This window comes from Pseudomonas sp. B3(2017) (assembly GCF_002113595.1).
Classification (GTDB): Bacteria; Pseudomonadota; Gammaproteobacteria; order Pseudomonadales; family Pseudomonadaceae; genus Aquipseudomonas; species Aquipseudomonas ekonensis.
Genome location: NZ_NEIU01000026.1, coordinates 32,763 through 51,189, shown reverse-complemented (window position 1 = coordinate 51,189; position 18,427 = coordinate 32,763). Strand labels below are relative to the sequence as shown.

16 protein-coding genes are annotated in these 18,427 nt (G+C 65.5%); 4 read left to right on the top strand and 12 right to left on the bottom strand.

Features of this window, described 5'->3' with window-relative positions:
* The 3 genes from guaB to CAG33_RS26110 form a co-directional block, all read right to left on the bottom strand.
* Positions 1-1,470, bottom strand: coding sequence for an IMP dehydrogenase (gene guaB / locus CAG33_RS26120; RefSeq protein ID WP_085586658.1), 1,470 nt, complete (start codon positions 1,468-1,470; stop codon positions 1-3).
* 115 nt (positions 1,471-1,585) lie between these two features.
* A complete protein-coding gene (locus tag CAG33_RS26115) occupies positions 1,586-2,134 on the bottom strand; it encodes a sugar ABC transporter ATPase (RefSeq protein ID WP_085586657.1) in 549 nt (182 codons plus the stop codon).
* 163 nt (positions 2,135-2,297) lie between these two features.
* Positions 2,298-3,065, bottom strand: coding sequence for a sulfite exporter TauE/SafE family protein (locus tag CAG33_RS26110; RefSeq protein WP_085586656.1), 768 nt, complete (start codon positions 3,063-3,065; stop codon positions 2,298-2,300).
* Between the two features lie 101 nt (positions 3,066-3,166).
* On the opposite strand from CAG33_RS26110, the gene CAG33_RS26105 reads away from it, so the two are divergent.
* From CAG33_RS26105 to leuA, 4 genes are all read left to right on the top strand, one after another.
* Positions 3,167-4,099, top strand: a complete 933-nt coding sequence (locus tag CAG33_RS26105; RefSeq protein ID WP_085586655.1) for a LysR family transcriptional regulator — start codon at positions 3,167-3,169, stop codon at positions 4,097-4,099.
* Between the two features lie 80 nt (positions 4,100-4,179).
* The gene (gene xseA, locus CAG33_RS26100; protein ID WP_085586654.1) at positions 4,180-5,559 is read left to right on the top strand and encodes an exodeoxyribonuclease VII large subunit; all 1,380 of its coding nucleotides are present in this window, start codon (positions 4,180-4,182) and stop codon (positions 5,557-5,559) included.
* A 3-nt stretch (positions 5,560-5,562) separates the two neighbouring features.
* Positions 5,563-6,384, top strand: a complete 822-nt coding sequence (locus CAG33_RS26095; protein WP_085586653.1) for a peptidoglycan DD-metalloendopeptidase family protein — start codon at positions 5,563-5,565, stop codon at positions 6,382-6,384.
* A 486-nt stretch (positions 6,385-6,870) separates the two neighbouring features.
* Positions 6,871-8,550, top strand: coding sequence for a 2-isopropylmalate synthase (leuA, locus tag CAG33_RS26085; protein WP_085586652.1), 1,680 nt, complete (start codon positions 6,871-6,873; stop codon positions 8,548-8,550).
* 80 nt (positions 8,551-8,630) lie between these two features.
* On the opposite strand, the gene CAG33_RS26080 is transcribed toward leuA, so the two are convergent.
* The 9 genes from CAG33_RS26080 to pilW form a co-directional block, all read right to left on the bottom strand.
* Positions 8,631-9,422, bottom strand: a complete 792-nt coding sequence (locus CAG33_RS26080; RefSeq protein WP_085586669.1) for an amidohydrolase — start codon at positions 9,420-9,422, stop codon at positions 8,631-8,633.
* Positions 9,410-10,558: a pyridoxal phosphate-dependent aminotransferase gene (locus CAG33_RS26075; RefSeq protein ID WP_085641076.1), complete on the bottom strand. Its 1,149-nt coding sequence runs from the start codon at positions 10,556-10,558 to the stop codon at positions 9,410-9,412. The genes CAG33_RS26080 and CAG33_RS26075 overlap by 13 nt, the downstream gene beginning before the upstream one ends.
* A gap of 134 nt (positions 10,559-10,692) precedes the next feature.
* The gene (gene der, locus CAG33_RS26070) at positions 10,693-12,162 is read right to left on the bottom strand and encodes a ribosome biogenesis GTPase Der (protein ID WP_085641074.1); all 1,470 of its coding nucleotides are present in this window, start codon (positions 12,160-12,162) and stop codon (positions 10,693-10,695) included.
* Between the two features lie 194 nt (positions 12,163-12,356).
* Positions 12,357-13,508 carry an outer membrane protein assembly factor BamB gene (gene bamB, locus CAG33_RS26065; protein WP_085586649.1) on the bottom strand — a complete coding sequence of 384 codons (1,152 nt, stop codon included), beginning with the start codon at positions 13,506-13,508 and terminating at the stop codon, positions 12,357-12,359.
* Positions 13,501-14,142, bottom strand: coding sequence for a tetratricopeptide repeat protein (locus CAG33_RS26060; RefSeq protein ID WP_085586648.1), 642 nt, complete (start codon positions 14,140-14,142; stop codon positions 13,501-13,503). The genes bamB and CAG33_RS26060 overlap by 8 nt, the downstream gene beginning before the upstream one ends.
* Positions 14,143-14,183: 41 nt before the next feature.
* Positions 14,184-15,473, bottom strand: a complete 1,290-nt coding sequence (gene hisS, locus CAG33_RS26055; protein ID WP_085586647.1) for a histidine--tRNA ligase — start codon at positions 15,471-15,473, stop codon at positions 14,184-14,186.
* Positions 15,474-15,495: 22 nt separating this feature from the next.
* Positions 15,496-16,605, bottom strand: coding sequence for a flavodoxin-dependent (E)-4-hydroxy-3-methylbut-2-enyl-diphosphate synthase (ispG, locus tag CAG33_RS26050; RefSeq protein ID WP_007956680.1), 1,110 nt, complete (start codon positions 16,603-16,605; stop codon positions 15,496-15,498).
* Between the two features lie 3 nt (positions 16,606-16,608).
* The gene (locus CAG33_RS26045) at positions 16,609-17,667 is read right to left on the bottom strand and encodes a RodZ family helix-turn-helix domain-containing protein (RefSeq protein WP_085634019.1); all 1,059 of its coding nucleotides are present in this window, start codon (positions 17,665-17,667) and stop codon (positions 16,609-16,611) included.
* On the bottom strand, positions 17,667-18,425 hold the full coding sequence (gene pilW / locus CAG33_RS26040; protein WP_085586645.1) for a type IV pilus biogenesis/stability protein PilW: 759 nt from the start codon (positions 18,423-18,425) through the stop codon (positions 17,667-17,669). The genes CAG33_RS26045 and pilW overlap by 1 nt, the downstream gene beginning before the upstream one ends.
* Between the last annotated feature and the right edge of the window lie 2 nt (positions 18,426-18,427).

Sequence of the window (18,427 nt, the reverse complement as noted above, 5' to 3'; positions counted from 1 at the left end):
TCAACCTACGCGGTAGTTTGGCGCTTCCTTGGTGATCTGCACGTCGTGGACATGGGATTCGGCCATGCCGGCGCCGGTGATCCGCACGAACTCAGGCTTGGTGCGCATCTCTTCGATGTTGGCGCTGCCGGTGTAGCCCATCGAGGAGCGCAGGCCGCCCATCAACTGGTGGATGATCGCGGTCAGGGTGCCCTTGTACGGCACGCGGCCTTCGATGCCTTCCGGAACCAGTTTCTCGGCGCCGGCAGAGGAGTCCTGGAAGTAGCGGTCGGAGGAACCCTGGGCCTGGGCCATCGCGCCCAGCGAACCCATGCCGCGGTAAGCCTTGTAGGAACGGCCCTGGAACAGTTCGATCTCGCCCGGCGCCTCTTCGGTGCCGGCGAACATCGAGCCCATCATCACGCAGGACGCGCCGGCCACGATGGCCTTGGACAGGTCGCCGGAGAAACGGATGCCGCCGTCGGCGATCAACGGAACGCCGGTGCCTTCAAGGGCGGCGGCCACGTTGGCGATGGCGCTGATCTGCGGAACGCCGACACCGGCGACGATGCGGGTGGTGCAGATCGAGCCAGGGCCGATGCCGACCTTGACCGCGTCGGCGCCGGCTTCGGCCAGGGCCTTGGCGGCGGCGCCGGTGGCGATGTTGCCGCCGATCACCTGCACTTCAGGGAAGTTTTCCTTGACCCAGCGAACGCGGTCGATCACGCCTTTGGAATGACCGTGGGCGGTGTCGACCACCACCACGTCAACGCCGGCGTTGACCAGGGCGGCGACACGCTCGCCGGTGTCCTTGCCGGTGCCGACCGCCGCGCCGACGCGCAGGCGACCCTGGTCGTCCTTGCTGGCCAGCGGGTAGGCCTTGGCCTTCTCGATGTCCTTGACGGTCATCATGCCCTTGAGGGCGAACTTGTCGTCGACGATCAGGACTTTTTCCAGGCGGTGCTTGTGCAGCAGCTCGCGGACTTCGTTCTTGTCGGCGCCTTCGCGGACGGTGACCAGACGCTCTTTGGGCGTCATCACTTCGCGCACGCTGACGTCCAGACGGTTCTCGAAGCGCACGTCGCGGGAGGTGACGATGCCGACCAGGTCGCCGTCGTGCAGCACCGGCACGCCGGAGATGTTGTGCTGGCGGGTCAGTTCGAACAGGTCACGCACGGTGGCGTCGGCCTCGATGGTGATCGGATCCTTGACCACGCCGGCCTCGAACTTCTTGACCTTGCGCACTTCGGCGGCCTGCTGCTCGATGGTCATGTTCTTGTGGATGATGCCAATGCCGCCTTCCTGAGCCATGGCGATGGCCAGACGGGCTTCAGTGACGGTGTCCATGGCGGCGGAAACCAGAGGAATGTTCAGCTCGATGCCACGGGTAAGGCGGGTCTTCAGGCTGACTTCGTTGGGAAGCACCTCGGAATAACCGGGCACTAGGAGAATGTCGTCGAAGGTCAGAGCTTCTTGGCTGATACGCAGCATCGCGGGGGCTCCCGGGCGGGAAAATGGAAGCGCGCCATTATACTCAGACACCCCGCCGGGCTCAATGCAAAACTCGCCTGACATCAATGTTGCTGATGTACGGAAAGCCCGGGGCCTAGAGCTCCACCTTGACCCAGCTCACCGGCTGATCCAGCCAGTCGGCGAATTCGTCGATGAAGCTCTGCTTGAACCCCGCCTCCAGCCAGTTGTTGAAGATGAAACCCAGGTTGGAGAACGCGCAGGGCTGCAGGAACAGAAAGCCGTTGATGTCGTCTTCGTGCCCGCACTCGGGGCAGGTGAAGTTGTCGGTGCGGTTGGGCATCCAGTCTTCCAGGCTTTCGAACAGCGCTTCGCCCACCTCCTGGCGGCACTCGGCGCAGCCGGCCTCTTCGAGGAAGCCCTTGGCCGGCGTATAGATGCAGCGCTTGACGATGATCTCCAGGCCGTTGACCGGCTCGCCGAACGGCAGCGCCTCCGGATGCAGCACCACCTCGCGGGCGCCTTCGGCGATCGCATGGCCCATGCGGTTGCCGGTGCGTGCGCAGGTGCTCAACTGTTCCTCGACGATGTTCTTGCGCACCAGCCAGCGCAAGATGGCCCGGGCGCGGGGCTCGTGCACCGGCAAGGTGGAGATTTTCGGGACGAGGATGCTTTGCGAGTTCATGGGCCCAGCCTGCTGCGGATACGGTTGATCATCCTATAGGAGCGAGCCTGCTCGCGATGGCGTCGCACCAGTCAGCGATGTGTCGACTGAATGGGCGCTATCGCGAGCAGGCTCGCTCCCACAAGGAAGTGCGGCCGGCAGCTTAATCCCTGACGCGCTGCGGTCAAGTGCCCAGGTAACGCCCGATCAGCGCAACCCCGCTGGCCAGCACCAGCCAGGTCACCAGCCGCACGAACGCCTCGCGGGACAGGCGCGCGGTCAGCCGCCGCCCGGACCACAAGCCCAACGCCATGGCCGGCATCAGGCACAGCGCGAGCATCAGCAAGGGTAGCTCGGCATACACCCCGGCGACGGCGAACAGGCTCAAGCGCACCACCGTGCTGCAACTGATCAGCGCACTCTGCGTGGCCCGCGCGGCGTCCTTGGGCAACCGGCTGTTGAGGTAGATCGCATACAGAAACCCGCCGCTGCCGAACAGCGCGCCGAAAAGCCCGCCCACCGTGCCCATCGGCAGCGCCCAGCCGGCGGCCAGCCGCGTCGGCCGGGCCTTGATCCACAGGCTGTAGACCGCATACGCGCTGATGAACAGCCCCATCATCAGCAACAGCAGGTCGGACTTGAGGTTGAGCAGGAAAATCACCCCCAGCGTGCACCCCACCGCCATGCACGGCAACAGTCGCAGCAGTTCCGGTTTCGCCACCTCCCGCCGCGACGGCAACAGATTGCCGAACGCGGCGACGAAGTCGAGCAGCACCAGCAACGGCACGATCTTGGACAGCGGCATGAACAGAATCAGGATCGGCCCCGCCACCAGCGCCGTGCCGAAACCGGCGATGCCGAAGACCACATACGCCAGCGCCACCCCCGCGCCGATGGCGGCCCAGCCCCCCACACCCCACGACCATTCGCTCAACAACGCCGCCACACTCATCCGTCCGCCTCCTCATGTCAGTCCGGGATGACTTTAGCCAGCGGCGAGACTTGCGACTAATATCGCTTGAGCCACCCAGCCATCTCGAAAAGGCATACCTCGTGCTCTCCACCCGTCAACTGCGCTATTTCGTGGAAATCGCCGACTGCGGTAGCTTCAGCGCCGCCGCCGAACGCCTGTTCATCGCCCAATCGGCGCTGAGCCGGCAAATAAAGGACATGGAGCAGCGCCTGCACACCCCGCTGTTCGAACGCACCGCCCGCCAGCCCCGGCTCACGGCGGCGGGCGAAGCCTTCCTGCCCCGGGCCCGCAACCTGCTCGCCGAACTGGACAAGGCCAGCGCCCTGGCCACCGAGGTCGGCACCGGCCGGCGCGGCACGGTGCGCCTGAGCCATTCCAGCACCGTTGCGCTCAGCGGTGGGCTGCTCAACGACATCGGCGTGTTCCTCGGGCAACTGCCCGGCGTATCGCTGGACATCGGCAAGCTCTCCTCCGAAGCGCAGCTTGAGGAACTCGCCGAGGGCCGCCTCGATGTCGGCCTGCTGCGTTTGCCGGTGCTGCGCCAGCGCGAAGGCGTCCAGGTGCTGCCGCTGTTCACCGAACGCCTGCTGCTGGCGGCGCCGGACACCCATCGGCTGGTCAAGAGTGGTTCGGCCATCGACCTGGCGCAATTGAAGGACGAGCCGTTCATTTCGATCCCGCACCCGCAACGCGGCGGGCTCAGCTATTTATGTGCGGACCTGTGCATGCGCCACGGTTTTTTCCCGAAAGCGGCTCGGGTGATGTCGCGCAAGACCACGCAACTGCAGCTGATCCAGGCCGGGTTCGGCATCGCCCTGCTGCCGGAGTCGATGCAGGCCATCGCCCCGCCGGGCGTGCGCTTCCTGCCCTTAGCCGACCCCGGCTGCCGAAGCACCGTCGCCCTGGCCTGCCGACAGGATCCGCCGCCGCTGATCCGACGCTTCATCGAGACCTTCACCGCATCCTGCGGGAGCCAGTCTGCTGGCGATGGCGTCAAAGAGCGCAGCGCCTAGCCGGGCGAGACCATCGCCCCCACAAGGGAATTGGGCGCGGTCATGGAGAATCGCCACCGAATGCCTTTACACTGCGCCCCATGATTAAAGATCCCTTTGCAAGGCTCGGCCTTGACCGCGAAGTCCTGACCGTCACCCAGCTCAACGGCCGCGCCCGCGTGCTGCTCGAAGACGTGTTCAGCAACATCTGGGTCGAAGGCGAAATCTCCAACCTGGCCCGTCCGGCGTCCGGCCACGTGTATTTCACCCTCAAGGACAGCGGCGCCCAGGTGCGCTGCGCGCTGTTCCGCCAGAACGCGGCGCGGGTGCGCCAGGCGCTGAAGGACGGCCTGGCGGTCAAGGTGCGCGGCAAGGTCTCGCTGTTCGAGGGCCGCGGCGACTATCAGCTGATCCTCGATACCGTGGAGCCGGCGGGCGACGGCGCCCTGCGCCTGGCCTTCGACGCGCTGAAGGAAAAGCTCAGCGCCGAAGGCCTGTTCAGCGCCGAACGCAAAGTGCCGCTGCCGGCGCACCCGCAGCGCATCGGCATCATCAGTTCGCCGACCGGCGCGGTGATCCGCGACATCATCAGCGTGTTCCGCCGCCGCGCGCCTCAAGTGCAACTGACCCTGGTTCCCACCGCCGTGCAGGGCCGCGAGGCCACCGCGCAGATCGTCCGCGCCCTGAAGCTGGCGGACGCCCGGGGCTTCGACGCGTTGATCCTGGCCCGGGGCGGCGGTTCGCTGGAAGACCTCTGGTGCTTCAACGAAGAAGCCGTGGCACGCGCCGTGGATGCCTGCGTGACGCCGATCGTCAGCGCCGTCGGCCATGAGACCGACGTGTCGATCAGCGACTTCGTGGCCGACGTGCGCGCGCCCACGCCCTCCGCCGCCGCCGAACTGCTCGCCCCGGATTCCGGGCACCTGATCCGCCAGGTCGAAAGCCTGCACCGGCGCCTGGTGATGCGCATGCGCGACCGGCTGATGCGCGACCGCTTGCGCCTGGAAGGCATGACCCGCCGCCTGCGCCATCCCGGCGAACGCCTGCGCCAGCAGGCCCAACGCCTGGACGACCTGGACATGCGCCTGCGCCGGGCCTTCGAGCGCCATTTGAACACCCGCCGCGAACGCCTGCTGCGCCTGGAGACTCGCCTCGCCGGACAACACCCGGGACGCCAGCTGGCCCTGCTGCGCCAGCGCCTGGACAGCCTCGCCGAACGCCTGCCCCGGGCCATGCGCGAAGGCCTGAAGAGCCGGCGCCAGCAGTTGCATAGCCAGATGCAGACCCTGCACGTGGTCAGCCCGCTGGCCACGCTCGGCCGGGGCTACAGCATCCTGCTGGACGAGCGCGGCAACGCGATCCGCAGCGCCGCGCAGACGCAGAACGGCCAACGCCTCAAGGCCCGGCTCGGCGAAGGCGAACTGCACGTGCGCGTCGAGGACAATCACCTGACGCCTGTCACCCTTTCTTTACTGGACTGATCCATGCCGCGCTTCCTCGCTCCGCTGCTGTTGCTGTGCCTGACCTTCAACGCCCACGCCGACAGCTACATCACAAGGCTTTTGAACAAACCGGTGCCGGGCGGCGTGGCGGTGATCGACCTGGGCAGCGCCGCCCAGGCGCCCAAAGCCACGTACCAGGGCAAACCGGTGCTGGTGGTCAAGGAACAGAACAACTGGCTGGCCATCGTCGGCGTACCGCTGACGGTCAAGCCGGGCGTGCAGCAGGTCAACAGCGCCGGCCGCAGCCTGAACTTCACGGTGGGCAGCAAGAAATACCCGGAACAGCACATCACCCTGAAGAACACCCAGCAGGTCAACCCGAACCCGGCCAACCTCAAACGCATCGAGGGCGAACTGGCCGAACAGATCAAGGCCTACCGCAGCTTCAGCCCGAACACGCCGAGCAACCTGCTGCTGGACAAACCCGTCAACGGTCCGCTGTCGAGCAAGTTCGGCGTGCGCCGCTTCTTCAACGGCGAAGAGCGCAACCCCCATGCGGGCCTGGATTTCGCGGTGCCGGCCGGCACCCCGATCAAGACCCCGGCGGCGGGCAAGGTGATCCTGATCGGCAATTACTTCTTTAACGGCAACACGGTGTTCGTCGACCATGGCCAGGGCTTCATCAGCATGTTCTGCCACATGTCGAAGATCGACGTGACCAACGGCCAGCAACTGGCCCGCGGGGCCGTCGTGGGCAAGGTCGGCGCCACCGGCCGGGCGACCGGGCCGCACATGCACTGGAACGTCAGCCTGAACGATGCGCGAGTGGATCCGGCGATCTTCATCGGCGCGTTCCAGCCCTGAGCCGGCGCTCGCAGCGACCGCCCTCATCGCCAGCAGGCTGGCTCCCACGGGAAATCCGTGCCATGGCACAGTCCCTTGTGGGTGCCGGCCTGCTGGCGATGGCGACCTGAACATCAGCGCAACACCCCGGAAAGACCGGCGCTTTTCATCCCCACAAGCCCGTATCCGCCAATTGCGCCGACCCAAAACAGTGCGCAATCATTCAGAAATTCAGCGCCACCCAGCACAATAAAATCTCGCGAATCCCCGTTTTCCGAGTATTCCTCTCAAATTTTTCCGACTGCTTGCCATCCTCCCCCCTCGCGGTTAGGGTTGAGGACATGAAAACCTCTCACACCCTTATTCAGCTTCGCCAGCACCGCAGCCTGTGCCTCGTCAGCGCACGACTGCCGGGCTGAATCGCTGCGCCTCGTCTCTGCTTCTCTCCGAACATTCGTTCCACCGGCAGGCCGCCTCTTTTCGGCCCAGACAATAAGGAATTTCCCGATGAGCATGCTCAAAGACCCGTCTTCGAAATACCGCGCGTTTCCCGTGATCAACCTGCCGGACCGCACCTGGCCGTCGAAGACCATCGACGCCGCGCCGATCTGGTGCAGCTCCGACCTGCGTGACGGCAACCAGTCGCTGATCGAACCGATGGACTCGGCGAAAAAGCTGCGCTTCTGGAAAACCCTCGTGCAAGTGGGCGTGAAGGAAATCGAGGCTTCGTTCCCGGCCGCCTCGCAGACCGACTTCGACTTCGTGCGCACCCTGATCGAAGACGGCCACATCCCGGACGACACCACCATCCAGGTGCTCACCCAGGGCCGCGAAGACCTGATCGAGCGCACCTTCGAGTCCCTGCGCGGGGCGAAGAAAGCCATCGTGCACCTGTACAACGCCACCTCGCCGTCGTTCCGCCGCATCGTGTTCAACCAGGACAAGGACGGCATCAAGGCCATCGCGGTCAACGCCGCCAAGCTGTTCGTCAAGTACGCCGCGCAGCAGCCGGAAACCGAGTGGACGTTCGAGTACTCGCCGGAAACCTTCAGCGCCACCGAGCTTGAGTTCGCCAAGGAAGTCTGCGACGCGGTGATCGAGGTCTGGAACCCGACGCCTGAGCGCAAGATGATCCTCAACCTGCCGGCCACCGTCGAATGCGCGACCCCGAACGTGTACGCCGACCAGATCGAGTGGTTCGGCCGTCACATCAACCGCCGTGACAGCGTGATCATCAGCCTGCACACCCACAATGACCGCGGCACCGGCGTGGCCGCCACCGAGCTGGGCCTGATGGCCGGCGCCGACCGCGTCGAAGGCTGCCTGTTCGGCAACGGCGAGCGCACCGGCAACGTCGACCTCGTCACCGTGGCCCTGAACATGTACACCCAGGGCGTCGACCCTGAGCTGGACTTCTCCGACATCGACGGCGTGCGCAAGGTCGTCGAGGAGTGCAACCAGATCCAGGTGCACCCGCGTCACCCGTACGTCGGCGACCTGGTGCACACCGCGTTCTCCGGCTCCCACCAGGACGCGATCCGCAAGGGCTTCGCCCAGCAGAAATCCGACGCCCTGTGGGAAGTGCCGTACCTGCCGATCGACCCGGCCGACATCGGCCGCAGCTACGAGGCGGTGATCCGCGTCAACAGCCAGTCGGGCAAGGGCGGCATCGCCTACCTGCTGGAGCAGGAATACGGCATCAGCCTGCCGCGCCGCATGCAGATCGAGTTCAGCCAGGTCGTGCAGCGCGAGACCGACCGCCTGGGCCTGGAGATGACCGCCCAGCAGATCCACGCGCTGCTCCACACCGAGTACCTGCAGGCCAACACCCCGTACGCGCTGGTCAGCCATCGCCTGCAGGAAGAGAACGGCCACAGCGCCGTCGAAGTGGAAGTGGCGAGCAAGGGCCAGGGCGAGACCAACCTGCACTGGCGCGGCAAGGGCAACGGCGCGCTCGAAGCGCTGGTGGCCGGCCTGCCGATTCCGGTGGAGATCATGGACTACAACGAACACGCCATCGGCGCGGGCACCAACGCCAAGGCAGCGGCCTACATCGAGCTGCGGGTGAACGGCGAACGTGCGGTGCACGGCGTGGGCATCGATGAAAACATCACCACCGCCAGCTTCAAGGCCCTGTTCAGCGCGCTGAACCGCTCCCTGAGCCAGCCGGAAGCGAAAGCCGCATAACCGGCCGCCGCCATGCAAAAGGCCCCAGGGTGTGAACCCTGGGGCCTTTCTTTTTGCCGGATGGTTTTACGTTGGCCACCTCACGTGAACTCGAACGTGTCCGCATCCAGGTTCGCCGGGAAGCGCTCACGGTAGGCGGACAGCGGCGCCGCCTCCAGCACGACCCGGAACACGCCGTCCGCCTCCCCCGCCGCCAGCAGGGTTTCGCCCTGGAAGTCCAGCACCTGGCTGTCACCGGTGTAGGCGAAACCCTTGCCGTCGGTGCCGATGCGGTTGACCGCCGCCACGTAGCACAGGTTCTCGATGGCCCGCGCCGGCAGCAGGCGGTTCCAGTGCTGCCGACGGGCACCCGGCCAGTTGGCGGTGTACAGCAGCAGGTCGGTGTCCTGGGCGTCGCGGCTCCACACCGGGAAACGCAGGTCGTAGCAGATCAGCGGGCGCACGCGCCAGCCCTTGAGCTCGAACTGCACCTGCCGCTCGCCCGGCGTGTAGTGGTTGTGCTCGCCGGCCATGCGGAACAGATGGCGCTTGTCGTAATGCAGCACCTCGCCGTCCGGCCGCGCCCACAGCAAGCGGTTGCGGTGGCTGCCGTCGGCGGCCTGGATGATCACGCTGCCGGTGACCACGGCCTCCAGCTTCGCCGCCTGGGCCCGCAGCCATTTGCTGGTCGGACCGTTCTCGGCTTCGGCCAGCGTCTCGGACGCCATGGAGAACCCGGTGGTGAACATCTCCGGCAGGATCACCAGGTCAGCCCCACGGGCCTGCTCCAGCAGCACCTCGAAATGCTCCAGGTTGGCCTGCCGGTCGTGCCAGGCCAGGCTGGTCTGGATCAACGCCACATCAAGATTCGGCAACGCACTCAGATCACGCATAGTTTTGCCGCCGCTTCGCGCAGCGTCTCCTCGCGTTTGGCGAAGCACAGGCGCACCAGGCGCTGGCCTTGCGGTGGATGCTGGCAGAACACCGACACCGGGATGCTGGCCACGCCATGCTCGCGGGTCATCCACATCGCCATCTCGACGTCGTTCAGGTCGGGACGGATCTGCGAGTAGTCGACCAGTTGGAAATAGGTGCCGGCCACCCGGGTGAACCGGAACCGCGAAGGCGCCAGCAGATCGCAGAACAGGTCGCGCTTGGCCTGGTAGAACGCCGGCAGTTCTTCGACGTGCTCAGGGTGCGCGGCCATGTAGTCGGCCAAGGCGTACTGCAAAGGCGTGACCCCGCAGAAGCTGACGTACTGGTGCACCTTGCGCAGCTCGGCGCTCAGGGCCGGCGGCGCCACGACGTAGCCGGTCTTCCAGCCGGTGACGTGATAGGTCTTGCCGAAGGAGCTGACCACGAACGCACGCTGATACAGCTCTTCGTGGGCCAGCACGCTGACGTGGGCCACGCCGTCGTACACCAGGTGCTCGTAGACTTCGTCGCTGATCACGTAGATGTCGCGGTCGCGGATCAGTTCGGCCAACCGGTCGAGCTCGGCACGGCTGATCAGGGCTCCGCTGGGGTTGTGCGGGGTGTTGAGGATGATCATCCGCGTGCGCGGACCGATGGCGGCGCTGAGCCGGTCGAAATCGATGGCGAAATCGTCCAGGGCGAGCTGCACGTGCACGCAACGGCCGCCGGCCAGCTCCACCGCCGGCTCGTAGCTGTCGTAAGCCGGGTCGAACACGATGACTTCATCGCCGCTGCGGATGACCGCCTGGATGGCGCAGAAGATCGCCTGGGTCGCGCCGGGGGTGACCGTCACTTCGTTGTCGGCATCCACGCTGGCGCCGTAGCTGCGGGCGATCTTCGCCGCGATCTGCTGGCGCAGCGCCGGCAGGCCGGTCATCGGCGAATACTGGTTATGGCCGCTGGCGATGTGCCGCCCGACGGCATCGCGCAGCGCTTGCGGGCCGTCGAAATCGGGAAAGCCCTGGGACAGGTTGATCGCTCCGGTCTGCGCCGCGAGCTGAGACATCTGCGTGAAGATGGTGATGCCGACATTCGGCAGCTTGCTGGTGATCATCAAGGTTCCCTGCTCTGCACCCGGCTCTGACGTCGGCGCGGGAGTGCCCGAGGATAGCCCATCCGCCGCACATGAAAAAGGGCGCCAAACGGCGCCCTTCCCGGAACTCCCCAAGGGGAGCCGCAAGCCTTGGATCAGCGCTTGTCGCGGCGCTTCTTCTCGGCTTTCTTGTGGTGCGACATCAAGCGACGCTTCTTGTTGACCTGGCGGTCGGTCAGCGTGTTCTTGTTGCCTTCGTACGGGTTCTCGCCGCCCTTGAACTCGATGCGGATCGGCGTACCGACCAGCTTCAGCACACGGCGGTAGGTGTTCTCCAGGTAGCGCACGTACGACTTCGGCACTTTCTCGATCTGGTTGCCGTGGATCACGATCAGCGGCGGGTTCGCACCGCCCAGGTGGGCATAGCGCAGCTTGATCCGGCGACCGTTGACCATTGGCGGCTGGTGCTCGCTGACCGCGTCTTCGAGGATCTGGGTTAGGCGGCTGGTCGGCCAGCGGGTGACCGCCGACTTGAACGAGTTCTGCACCGAACCGTAGAGGTTGCCCACGCCGGTGCCGTGCAGCGCCGAGATGAAGTGGATGTCGGCGAAGTCGACGAAGAACAGCCGGCGTTCCAGCTCGGTCTTCACGTAGTCACGCTCGCCCGGGGTCATGCCGTCCCACTTGTTGAGCGCGATCACCATCGCACGGCCCGCCTCGAGGGCGAAGCCCAGCAGGTTGAGGTCGTGGTCGACCACGCCTTCGCGGGCGTCCATCACGAAGATCACCACGTTGGCGTCCTTGATCGCCTGCAGGGTCTTCACCACGGAGAACTTCTCGACTTCCTCGTGGATCTTGCCGCGCTTGCGCACACCGGCGGTGTCGATCAGCGTGTACTTCTCTTCATTGCGCTCGAAGGGAATGTAGATGCTGTCGCGGGTGGTGCCGGGCTGGTCGTAGACGATCACGCGCTCTTCGCCGAGCATGCGGTTGACCAGGGTCGACTTGCCGACGTTCGGGCGACCGATGATGGCGATCTTGATGCCGTCCTTCTCGCTCGGGCCAGGAATGCGCTTGGCTTCCTCGCCTTCGGCGACCTCTTCGTCCTCGCCTTCCTGCGGCTCGTCATCATCCTTGGGGAAGTCGCCCAGGGCGATCTCCAGCAGCTGGGTGATGCCGCGGCCGTGGGCACCGGCGATCGGGATGGCGTCGCCCATGCCCATCGGGGCGAATTCGGCGCGGGCCATTTCCGGGTCGATGTTGTCGACCTTGTTGGCGACCACGAAGGAACGCTTGTTACGCTTGCGCAGGTGCTCGGCGATCATCTGGTCGGCGGCGGTGAAGCCGGCCTTGGCGTCCACCAGGAACAGGACGACATCCGCTTCTTCGATGGCCAGCAGCGACTGCTCGGCCATCTTTTCGTCCATGCCGTACTCGTCACCGGAGATGCCGCCGGTGTCGATCAGAATGTAGGAGCGCCCTTGCCACTTGGCCTCACCGTACTGGCGATCACGGGTCAGACCGGACAGGTCGCCGACGATGGCGTCGCGGGTCCGGGTCAGGCGGTTGAACAAGGTGGACTTGCCGACGTTCGGTCGGCCCACCAGGGCGATTACGGGAACCATGCGGCTCTCCACTGCGTTATTTCAGAAAATACAAAAGCCGCTGCGTGGCAGCGGCTGGTGCTCGGGGCTGCTCTGCGGGGGGCTGTCGGCGAAGAAACGCACCGCAAAAGCGGCACGCGTCATCGTTGACGCCCTTCGCGGGCAAGCCCGCTCCCACAGGTGAAGCCGCTTGGGGAACTCCCCAAGCATAGTTGTTACTTGATGGTCAGGGCTTCCAGTTTGCCGCTGTTGCCATACACGTAGATCGTATCGCCCACCACCAGCGGACGTGCGCGCAGGCCGTCGCTGTCGATGCGCTCACGGCCGACGAAACGGCCGTCCACCTGGCTCAGCAGGTGCAGGTAACCTTCCAGGTCACCGACCGCCACGTAGCTGGAGAACACTTCCGGGGCCGACAGTTGACGGCGGGCCAGCGAGTCGTTGCTCCACAGCGCGGTGGTGGAACGCTCGTCGACGCCTTCGACGGTGCCCGAGGACAGGCTCACGTAGACGCTGCCGAAGCCTTGGGCAAGGCCCGCGTAGCTCGACGCGTCGCGCTGCCACAGCTGACGGCCGCTCTCCAGGTCCAGCGCCGCGACGCGGCCCTGGTAGCTGGCGACGTACAGGGTGCCGCCGGACAGCAGCAGGCCGCCGTCGATGTCGACCACACGCTCCAGTTCGGAACGGCCCTGCGGGATCGCGATGCGCTGCTCCCACACCGGCACGCCGTTGGAGATATCCACCGCGACCACCTTGCCGGTCGACAGGCCAGCCACCGCCAGGCGGTTGGTGACGATCGGCGCGCTGGTGCCGCGCAGGGTCAGCACGGCCGGGGTGCTGTCATACACCCAGCGCTGGTTGCCGGTGGACGCGTCCAGGCCGATCAGACGGTCGTCCTGGGTCTGCACCACCACCACGTCGCCGTTGTTGGCCGGCGGCGCGAGGACTTCGCTGTTGACCCGTGAACGCCACTTCTCTTCGCCGTTGATGGCGTCGAGCGCGACGACTTCACCACGCAGCGTGCCGATCAGCACCAGGCCGTAACCCACGCCCACGGCGCCGGACACCGGCAGCTCAAGGTCCTTTTTCCACTTCACGTCGCCGTTGCTGCGGTCCAGGCCCATCACGATGCCGGTCACGTCGGCGGCGTAGATGCTGTCGCCGTCGATCGCCGGCACCAGCATGTTGTAGGTTTCGCCCTGACCGTCACCGATCGAGCGGCTCCACTGCTTGTGCAGAACCACTTCCTCTTTGAAGTCGGTCAGTTCGGCCGGTGGCAGTTCCTTTTTGCTGTTGCTGCTGCAACCCGCGGCCAGAATGGCCAGAGCCAGCACTGCTGCATGCTTCCAACCGATCACGTCACGCATCCCCTTTGGCCAGGTCGTCCAGCTTGATTTGAAGGCCACCGACCGCTGCCTCGTCCGACAGCGCCGCCTTGGCCTTTTGATACGCCGCGTTCGCTTCGTCGGTACGGCCCAGCTGCACCAGCAGGTCGCCCTTGAGTTCTTCGCGGGTGGCGAGGAACGCCTTGTCGGCGTCGCCTTCGAGCAGCTTCAGGGCTTCGTCGGCCTTGTTCTGCGCACCCAGCACCTGCGCCATGCGCTGACGGGCGATTTCGCCCAGCGCCGGGTTGGCCGGCTTGTCGATGATGGCCTTGAGCTCGGTCGCCGCGTCGTCCAGCTTGCCGCTGTCGACGGCCACCTTGGCCACGAACAGGCTGCCGTACTGCGCATAGGCGCTGCCGCCGAATTCGCTGTTGAGCTTGCCGGCCAGATCCGTGACGCGGGCGGCGTCAGGCTTGCCGTCAGGGGTCAGCGTGGTTTCCAGCAATTGCTGATAGAGCACCGAAGCGCCTTGCGCCTGGTTGCTCTGGTACTTGTGAAAAGCCTGCCAGCCGAACACGATGACCAGCGCCAACAGGCCGCCGGTGACCAGAGGTTTGCCGTTGCGTGCCCACCAGTCCTTCAAATCCGCCAACTGTTCGTCTTCGGTACTCGACACCCCAATACTCCTTTGATCGCTAATTCGGCTGTTTGACAGCTTCAACCCTGCACGACGCAGGTGGCCAGGTGCGCAGCGAGCGCGTCCCAGCCGATGTTTTGTTGTTCGCCCTGGCCACGCAGGGGTTTGACGCCGACGGTGCGCTGGGCCATTTCGTCGTCGCCGAGGATCAGCGCGAACAGCGCGCCGCTCTTGTCGGCCTTCTTGAACTGGCTCTTGAAGCTGCCGGCGCCGGCGTTGACCTGCAGACGCAGGTTCGGCAGCGCGTCACGCACGCGCTCGGCCAGGGCCAGACCGGCCAGTTCGGCCTCTTCGCCGAAGGCGCAGAGGTAGACGTCCACCTGGCGGGAAATCTCTTCCGGGATCTGCTCCAGGGTTTCCAGCAGCAGCACCAGACGCTCGATGCCCATGGCGAAACCGACGCCTGCGGTCGGCTTGCCGCCCATCTGCTCGACCAGGCCGTCGTAACGGCCGCCCGCGCACACGGTGCCCTGGGCGCCCAGCTTGTCGGTGACCCACTCGAACACGGTCTTGCTGTAGTAGTCGAGACCGCGGACCAGCTTCGGATTGAGCACGTACGGAATGCCGACGGCATCCAGACGGGCCTTCAGGCCTTCGAAGTGCGCGCGGGACTCGTCGTCCAGGTAGTCCGCCATCTTCGGCGCACCGACCAGCACGGCCTGGGTGTCGGCGTTCTTGGTGTCGAGCACGCGCAGCGGGTTGGTCTTGAGGCGGCGCTGGCTGTCTTCGTCCAGTTTGTCGTGGTGCGCCGAGAGGTACTCGACCAGCGCATCGCGGTAACGGGCGCGGGACTCGCTGGTGCCCAGGCTGTTGAGCTCAAGCTTGACCGCATCGCGGATGCCCAGCTCGCCCCACAGGCGCCAGGTCAGCACGATCAGTTCGGCGTCGATGTCCGGGCCGTCGAGGTTGAACACTTCCAGGCCGATCTGGTGGAACTGGCGGTAACGGCCTTTCTGCGGACGCTCGTGACGGAACATCGGGCCGATGTACCACAGCTTCTGCACCTGGCCGCCCCCGGTGATGCCGTGCTCGAGCACAGCGCGCACGCAGGCGGCGGTGCCTTCCGGACGCAGGGTCAGGGAGTCGCCGTTACGGTCCTCGAAGGTGTACATCTCTTTTTCGACGATGTCGGTCACTTCGCCGATCGAGCGTTTGAACAGCTCGGTGAACTCGACGATCGGCATGCGGATCTGGCGGTAGCCGTAGTTGTCCAGCAGACGCGAAACGGTGCCTTCGAAATAGCGCCATACCGGGGTCTGCTCGGGCAGGATGTCGTTCATGCCACGGATGGCTTGCAGAGACTTGCTCACAAAGATTCCTTAATTCGTTCGATCAGCCGCGCGCGATGACCGCTGCGTCGGCTTCGACCTTCTCGGCCGCCTTCTCGCGGATCAGCTTTTCCAGCTCGTCCACCAGATTGTCGTTCGTCAGTTTCTGCGACGGCTTGCCGTCGATGTAAATCAGGTTGGGCGTGCCGCCGGTCAAGCCGATATGGGCTTCCTTGGCTTCGCCTGGGCCGTTGACCACGCAGCCGATCACCGCGACATCCAGCGGCACCAGCAGGTCTTCGAGGCGCCCTTCCAGCTCGTTCATGGTCTTGACCACGTCGAAGTTCTGCCGCGAGCAGCTCGGGCAGGCGATGAAGTTGATGCCTCGGGAACGCAAATGCAAGGACTTGAGGATGTCGTAACCGACTTTCACTTCCTCGACCGGGTCGGCCGCCAGCGAGATGCGGATGGTATCGCCGATCCCTTCGGCGAGCAGCATACCGAGGCCCACGGCGGATTTCACCGTGCCCGAGCGCAATCCACCGGCTTCGGTGATGCCCAGGTGCAGCGGCTGGACGATTTCCTTGGCCAGCAGGCGGTAGGCTTCGACGGCCATGAACACGTCGGAGGCCTTCACGCTGACCTTGAAGTCCTGGAAGTTCAGGCGCTCGAGGTGCTCGACGTGGCGCAGGGCGGATTCGACCAGCGCGGCCGGGGTCGGCTCGCCGTACTTCTTCTGCAGGTCCTTTTCCAGGGAGCCGGCGTTGACGCCGATGCGGATCGGGATGCCGCGGTCGCGGGCCGCGTCGACCACCGCACGCACGCGGTCTTCGCGACCGATGTTGCCCGGGTTGATCCGCAGGCAATCGACGCCCAGCTCGGCCACTCGCAGCGCGATCTTGTAGTCGAAGTGGATGTCCGCCACCAGCGGCACCTTGACCAGTTGCTTGATCTTGCCGAACGCCTCGGCGGCGTCCATGTCCGGCACCGACACCCGCACGATGTCGACGCCAGCGGCTTCCAGACGGTTGATCTGGGCGACGGTGGCGGCGACGTCATTGGTGTCGCTGTTGGTCATGCTCTGCACAGCGATGGGCGCATCGCCGCCCACCGGCACGTTGCCGACCCAGATCTTGCGCGATTCGCGCCGTTTGATTGGAGATTCGCCGTGCATGACTTATTGACCCAACTTCAGGCGAGCGGTCTCGCCACTGGTGAACGGAGCCACATCGACCGCCTGGCCGTTGTAGCTGACCTGAGCGCCGCGGGCATAGCCCAGGCGCACCGCGAACGGAGGCTTGCCGGCGACCGACAGGCTGTCGCCCTTGCGCTTCAGCCCGCTGAACAGCACCTTGCCGCTGCCGTCGGTGACCTGTGTCCAGCAATCGGCGGTGAACTGCACCTGAACCTGGCCCTGGCCGGCCACCGGGGCTGCCGGGGCGGCTGGTGCCGCAACCGGCGCAGGCGCCTGGACGACCGGAGCCGCCGGGGCGACAACGGCTGGCGCAGGGGCGGCCGGAGCAACAGGGGCAGGCGCGGCGACGACAGGTGCCGGCGTGTGAACCGGGGCGGCAGGCGTTGCAGTCGGGGCAGGCGCTGCCGGCGCAGTCTGCGCAGCGGCCGCTTCGGTGCCGGTCGCTTCCGCGGCGGTTTCAGCGGCGGTTTCGCCCTGCGGCAGCGCCAGCGGGGCGGAAGCCTCGGCCTGGCCCTCTTCGACGGCCTGGTCTTCAGGCTCGTCGATCGGGTGGATCTGGGTGGTGCCGTCGGCGCCTTCGACTTCGACGTGCTCCGGCGCCAGGCCGATCAGATCCTTGGTGCGCAGCGAGGTCTGGTCTTGCCACCAGACGAAACCACCGCCGATGACCGCGATCAGCAGCAACAGGCTGACTATGCGCAGGATGGTGTGGGAAACCCGCACCGGCTCCTCGATCCGCCCCAGGCTGTGCACGTTGCTGCCCTGGGAGTCGGTGCCGGTGGACTGGTCGAACTGCTGGACCAGGACAGCCTGATCCATGCCGAGCAATTTGGCGTAGGCGCGAATGTAGCCGCGAGCGAAGGTATGCCCCGGCAGCTTGTCGAACGCACCGGCCTCCAGGTTGCTCAGGGAAGTCACGGTGAGGTTGAGCTTGAGGGCCACTTCGGCCAGCGACCAGCCATTGCTTTCGCGGGCCTGGCGCAAGGTCTCACCGGGGTTAACGCGAGTCGCTGCTACAACTTCGGGATGCGCCGCTTTCATCATTGCTCCGACAGGTATTGCTGATATTCCGGCGTACCGGGATAGAGTCGTTTTAGTTGCAGGCCGTAACTGGCGGCCTTGTCGCGATCTTCAAACACTTTCGCCAGGCGCACACCGAGCAGCAGGCTGCGTGCGTTCTGCTCGGACAACTGGCTGTAACGGTCGTAATAGTCTCGCGCGGGCACATAATGCCTGTCTTCGAAGGACAACTCAGCCATTTCCAGCAACGCGCGCGGCTGTTGACGGTTCAGGCGCAGCGCCTTTTCCAGCTGTTGCTGCGCCAGGTCGCGCTGGCCGAGCTTCGCCGCGGTCATGCCGAGGTTCTCGAAGACCCGGGAACGCTCAGGATACAGGGTATCGGCGGCCGCCTGTTCAAATCGCTCGTAGGCGTCCTTGTAACGCTGCTGCTCGTAGAGAAAACTGCCGTAGTTGTTGAGGATCCGGGCATCGGCGGGACGGGCGGACAGCGCCTTGCGAAAGTGCTCGTCGGCCAGCTGGGGCTCCAGCTCGGCCTGGAACACCAGCGCCAGGGCGGCATTGGCGTCGGCATCCGAGCCGTCCAGCTCAAGGGCCTTCTTCAGCGGCACCTTGGCCCGCTCGGTCATACCCTGTTGCAAATAACCCAGCCCCAACTGCACGTAGGCAGCCCGCGCCTCGTCGCGGCCCTTGCTGGTCTTCATCGGGTTGTAGTCGCCCGACAGGACACAGCCAGCACAGAGGCTGGCCAACAGCAACAGCAGCGCGAAGCGCAGGGACATAG

Bases quoted from the DNA above. Each gene is read 5' to 3' on its own strand.
- guaB (WP_085586658.1), bottom strand. From the start codon at position 1,470: ATGCTGCGTATCAGCCAAGAAGCTCTGACCTTCGACGACATTCTCCTA.
- CAG33_RS26115 (WP_085586657.1), bottom strand. From the start codon at position 2,134: ATGAACTCGCAAAGCATCCTCGTCCCGAAAATCTCCACCTTGCCGGTG.
- CAG33_RS26110 (WP_085586656.1), bottom strand. From the start codon at position 3,065: ATGAGTGTGGCGGCGTTGTTGAGCGAATGGTCGTGGGGTGTGGGGGGC.
- xseA (WP_085586654.1), top strand. From the start codon at position 4,180: ATGATTAAAGATCCCTTTGCAAGGCTCGGCCTTGACCGCGAAGTCCTG.
- CAG33_RS26095 (WP_085586653.1), top strand. From the start codon at position 5,563: ATGCCGCGCTTCCTCGCTCCGCTGCTGTTGCTGTGCCTGACCTTCAAC.
- leuA (WP_085586652.1), top strand. From the start codon at position 6,871: ATGAGCATGCTCAAAGACCCGTCTTCGAAATACCGCGCGTTTCCCGTG.
- CAG33_RS26080 (WP_085586669.1), bottom strand. From the start codon at position 9,422: ATGCGTGATCTGAGTGCGTTGCCGAATCTTGATGTGGCGTTGATCCAG.
- CAG33_RS26075 (WP_085641076.1), bottom strand. From the start codon at position 10,558: ATGATCACCAGCAAGCTGCCGAATGTCGGCATCACCATCTTCACGCAG.
- der (WP_085641074.1), bottom strand. From the start codon at position 12,162: ATGGTTCCCGTAATCGCCCTGGTGGGCCGACCGAACGTCGGCAAGTCC.
- bamB (WP_085586649.1), bottom strand. From the start codon at position 13,508: ATGCGTGACGTGATCGGTTGGAAGCATGCAGCAGTGCTGGCTCTGGCC.
- ispG (WP_007956680.1), bottom strand. From the start codon at position 16,605: ATGCACGGCGAATCTCCAATCAAACGGCGCGAATCGCGCAAGATCTGG.
- CAG33_RS26045 (WP_085634019.1), bottom strand. From the start codon at position 17,667: ATGAAAGCGGCGCATCCCGAAGTTGTAGCAGCGACTCGCGTTAACCCC.
- pilW (WP_085586645.1), bottom strand. From the start codon at position 18,425: ATGTCCCTGCGCTTCGCGCTGCTGTTGCTGTTGGCCAGCCTCTGTGCT.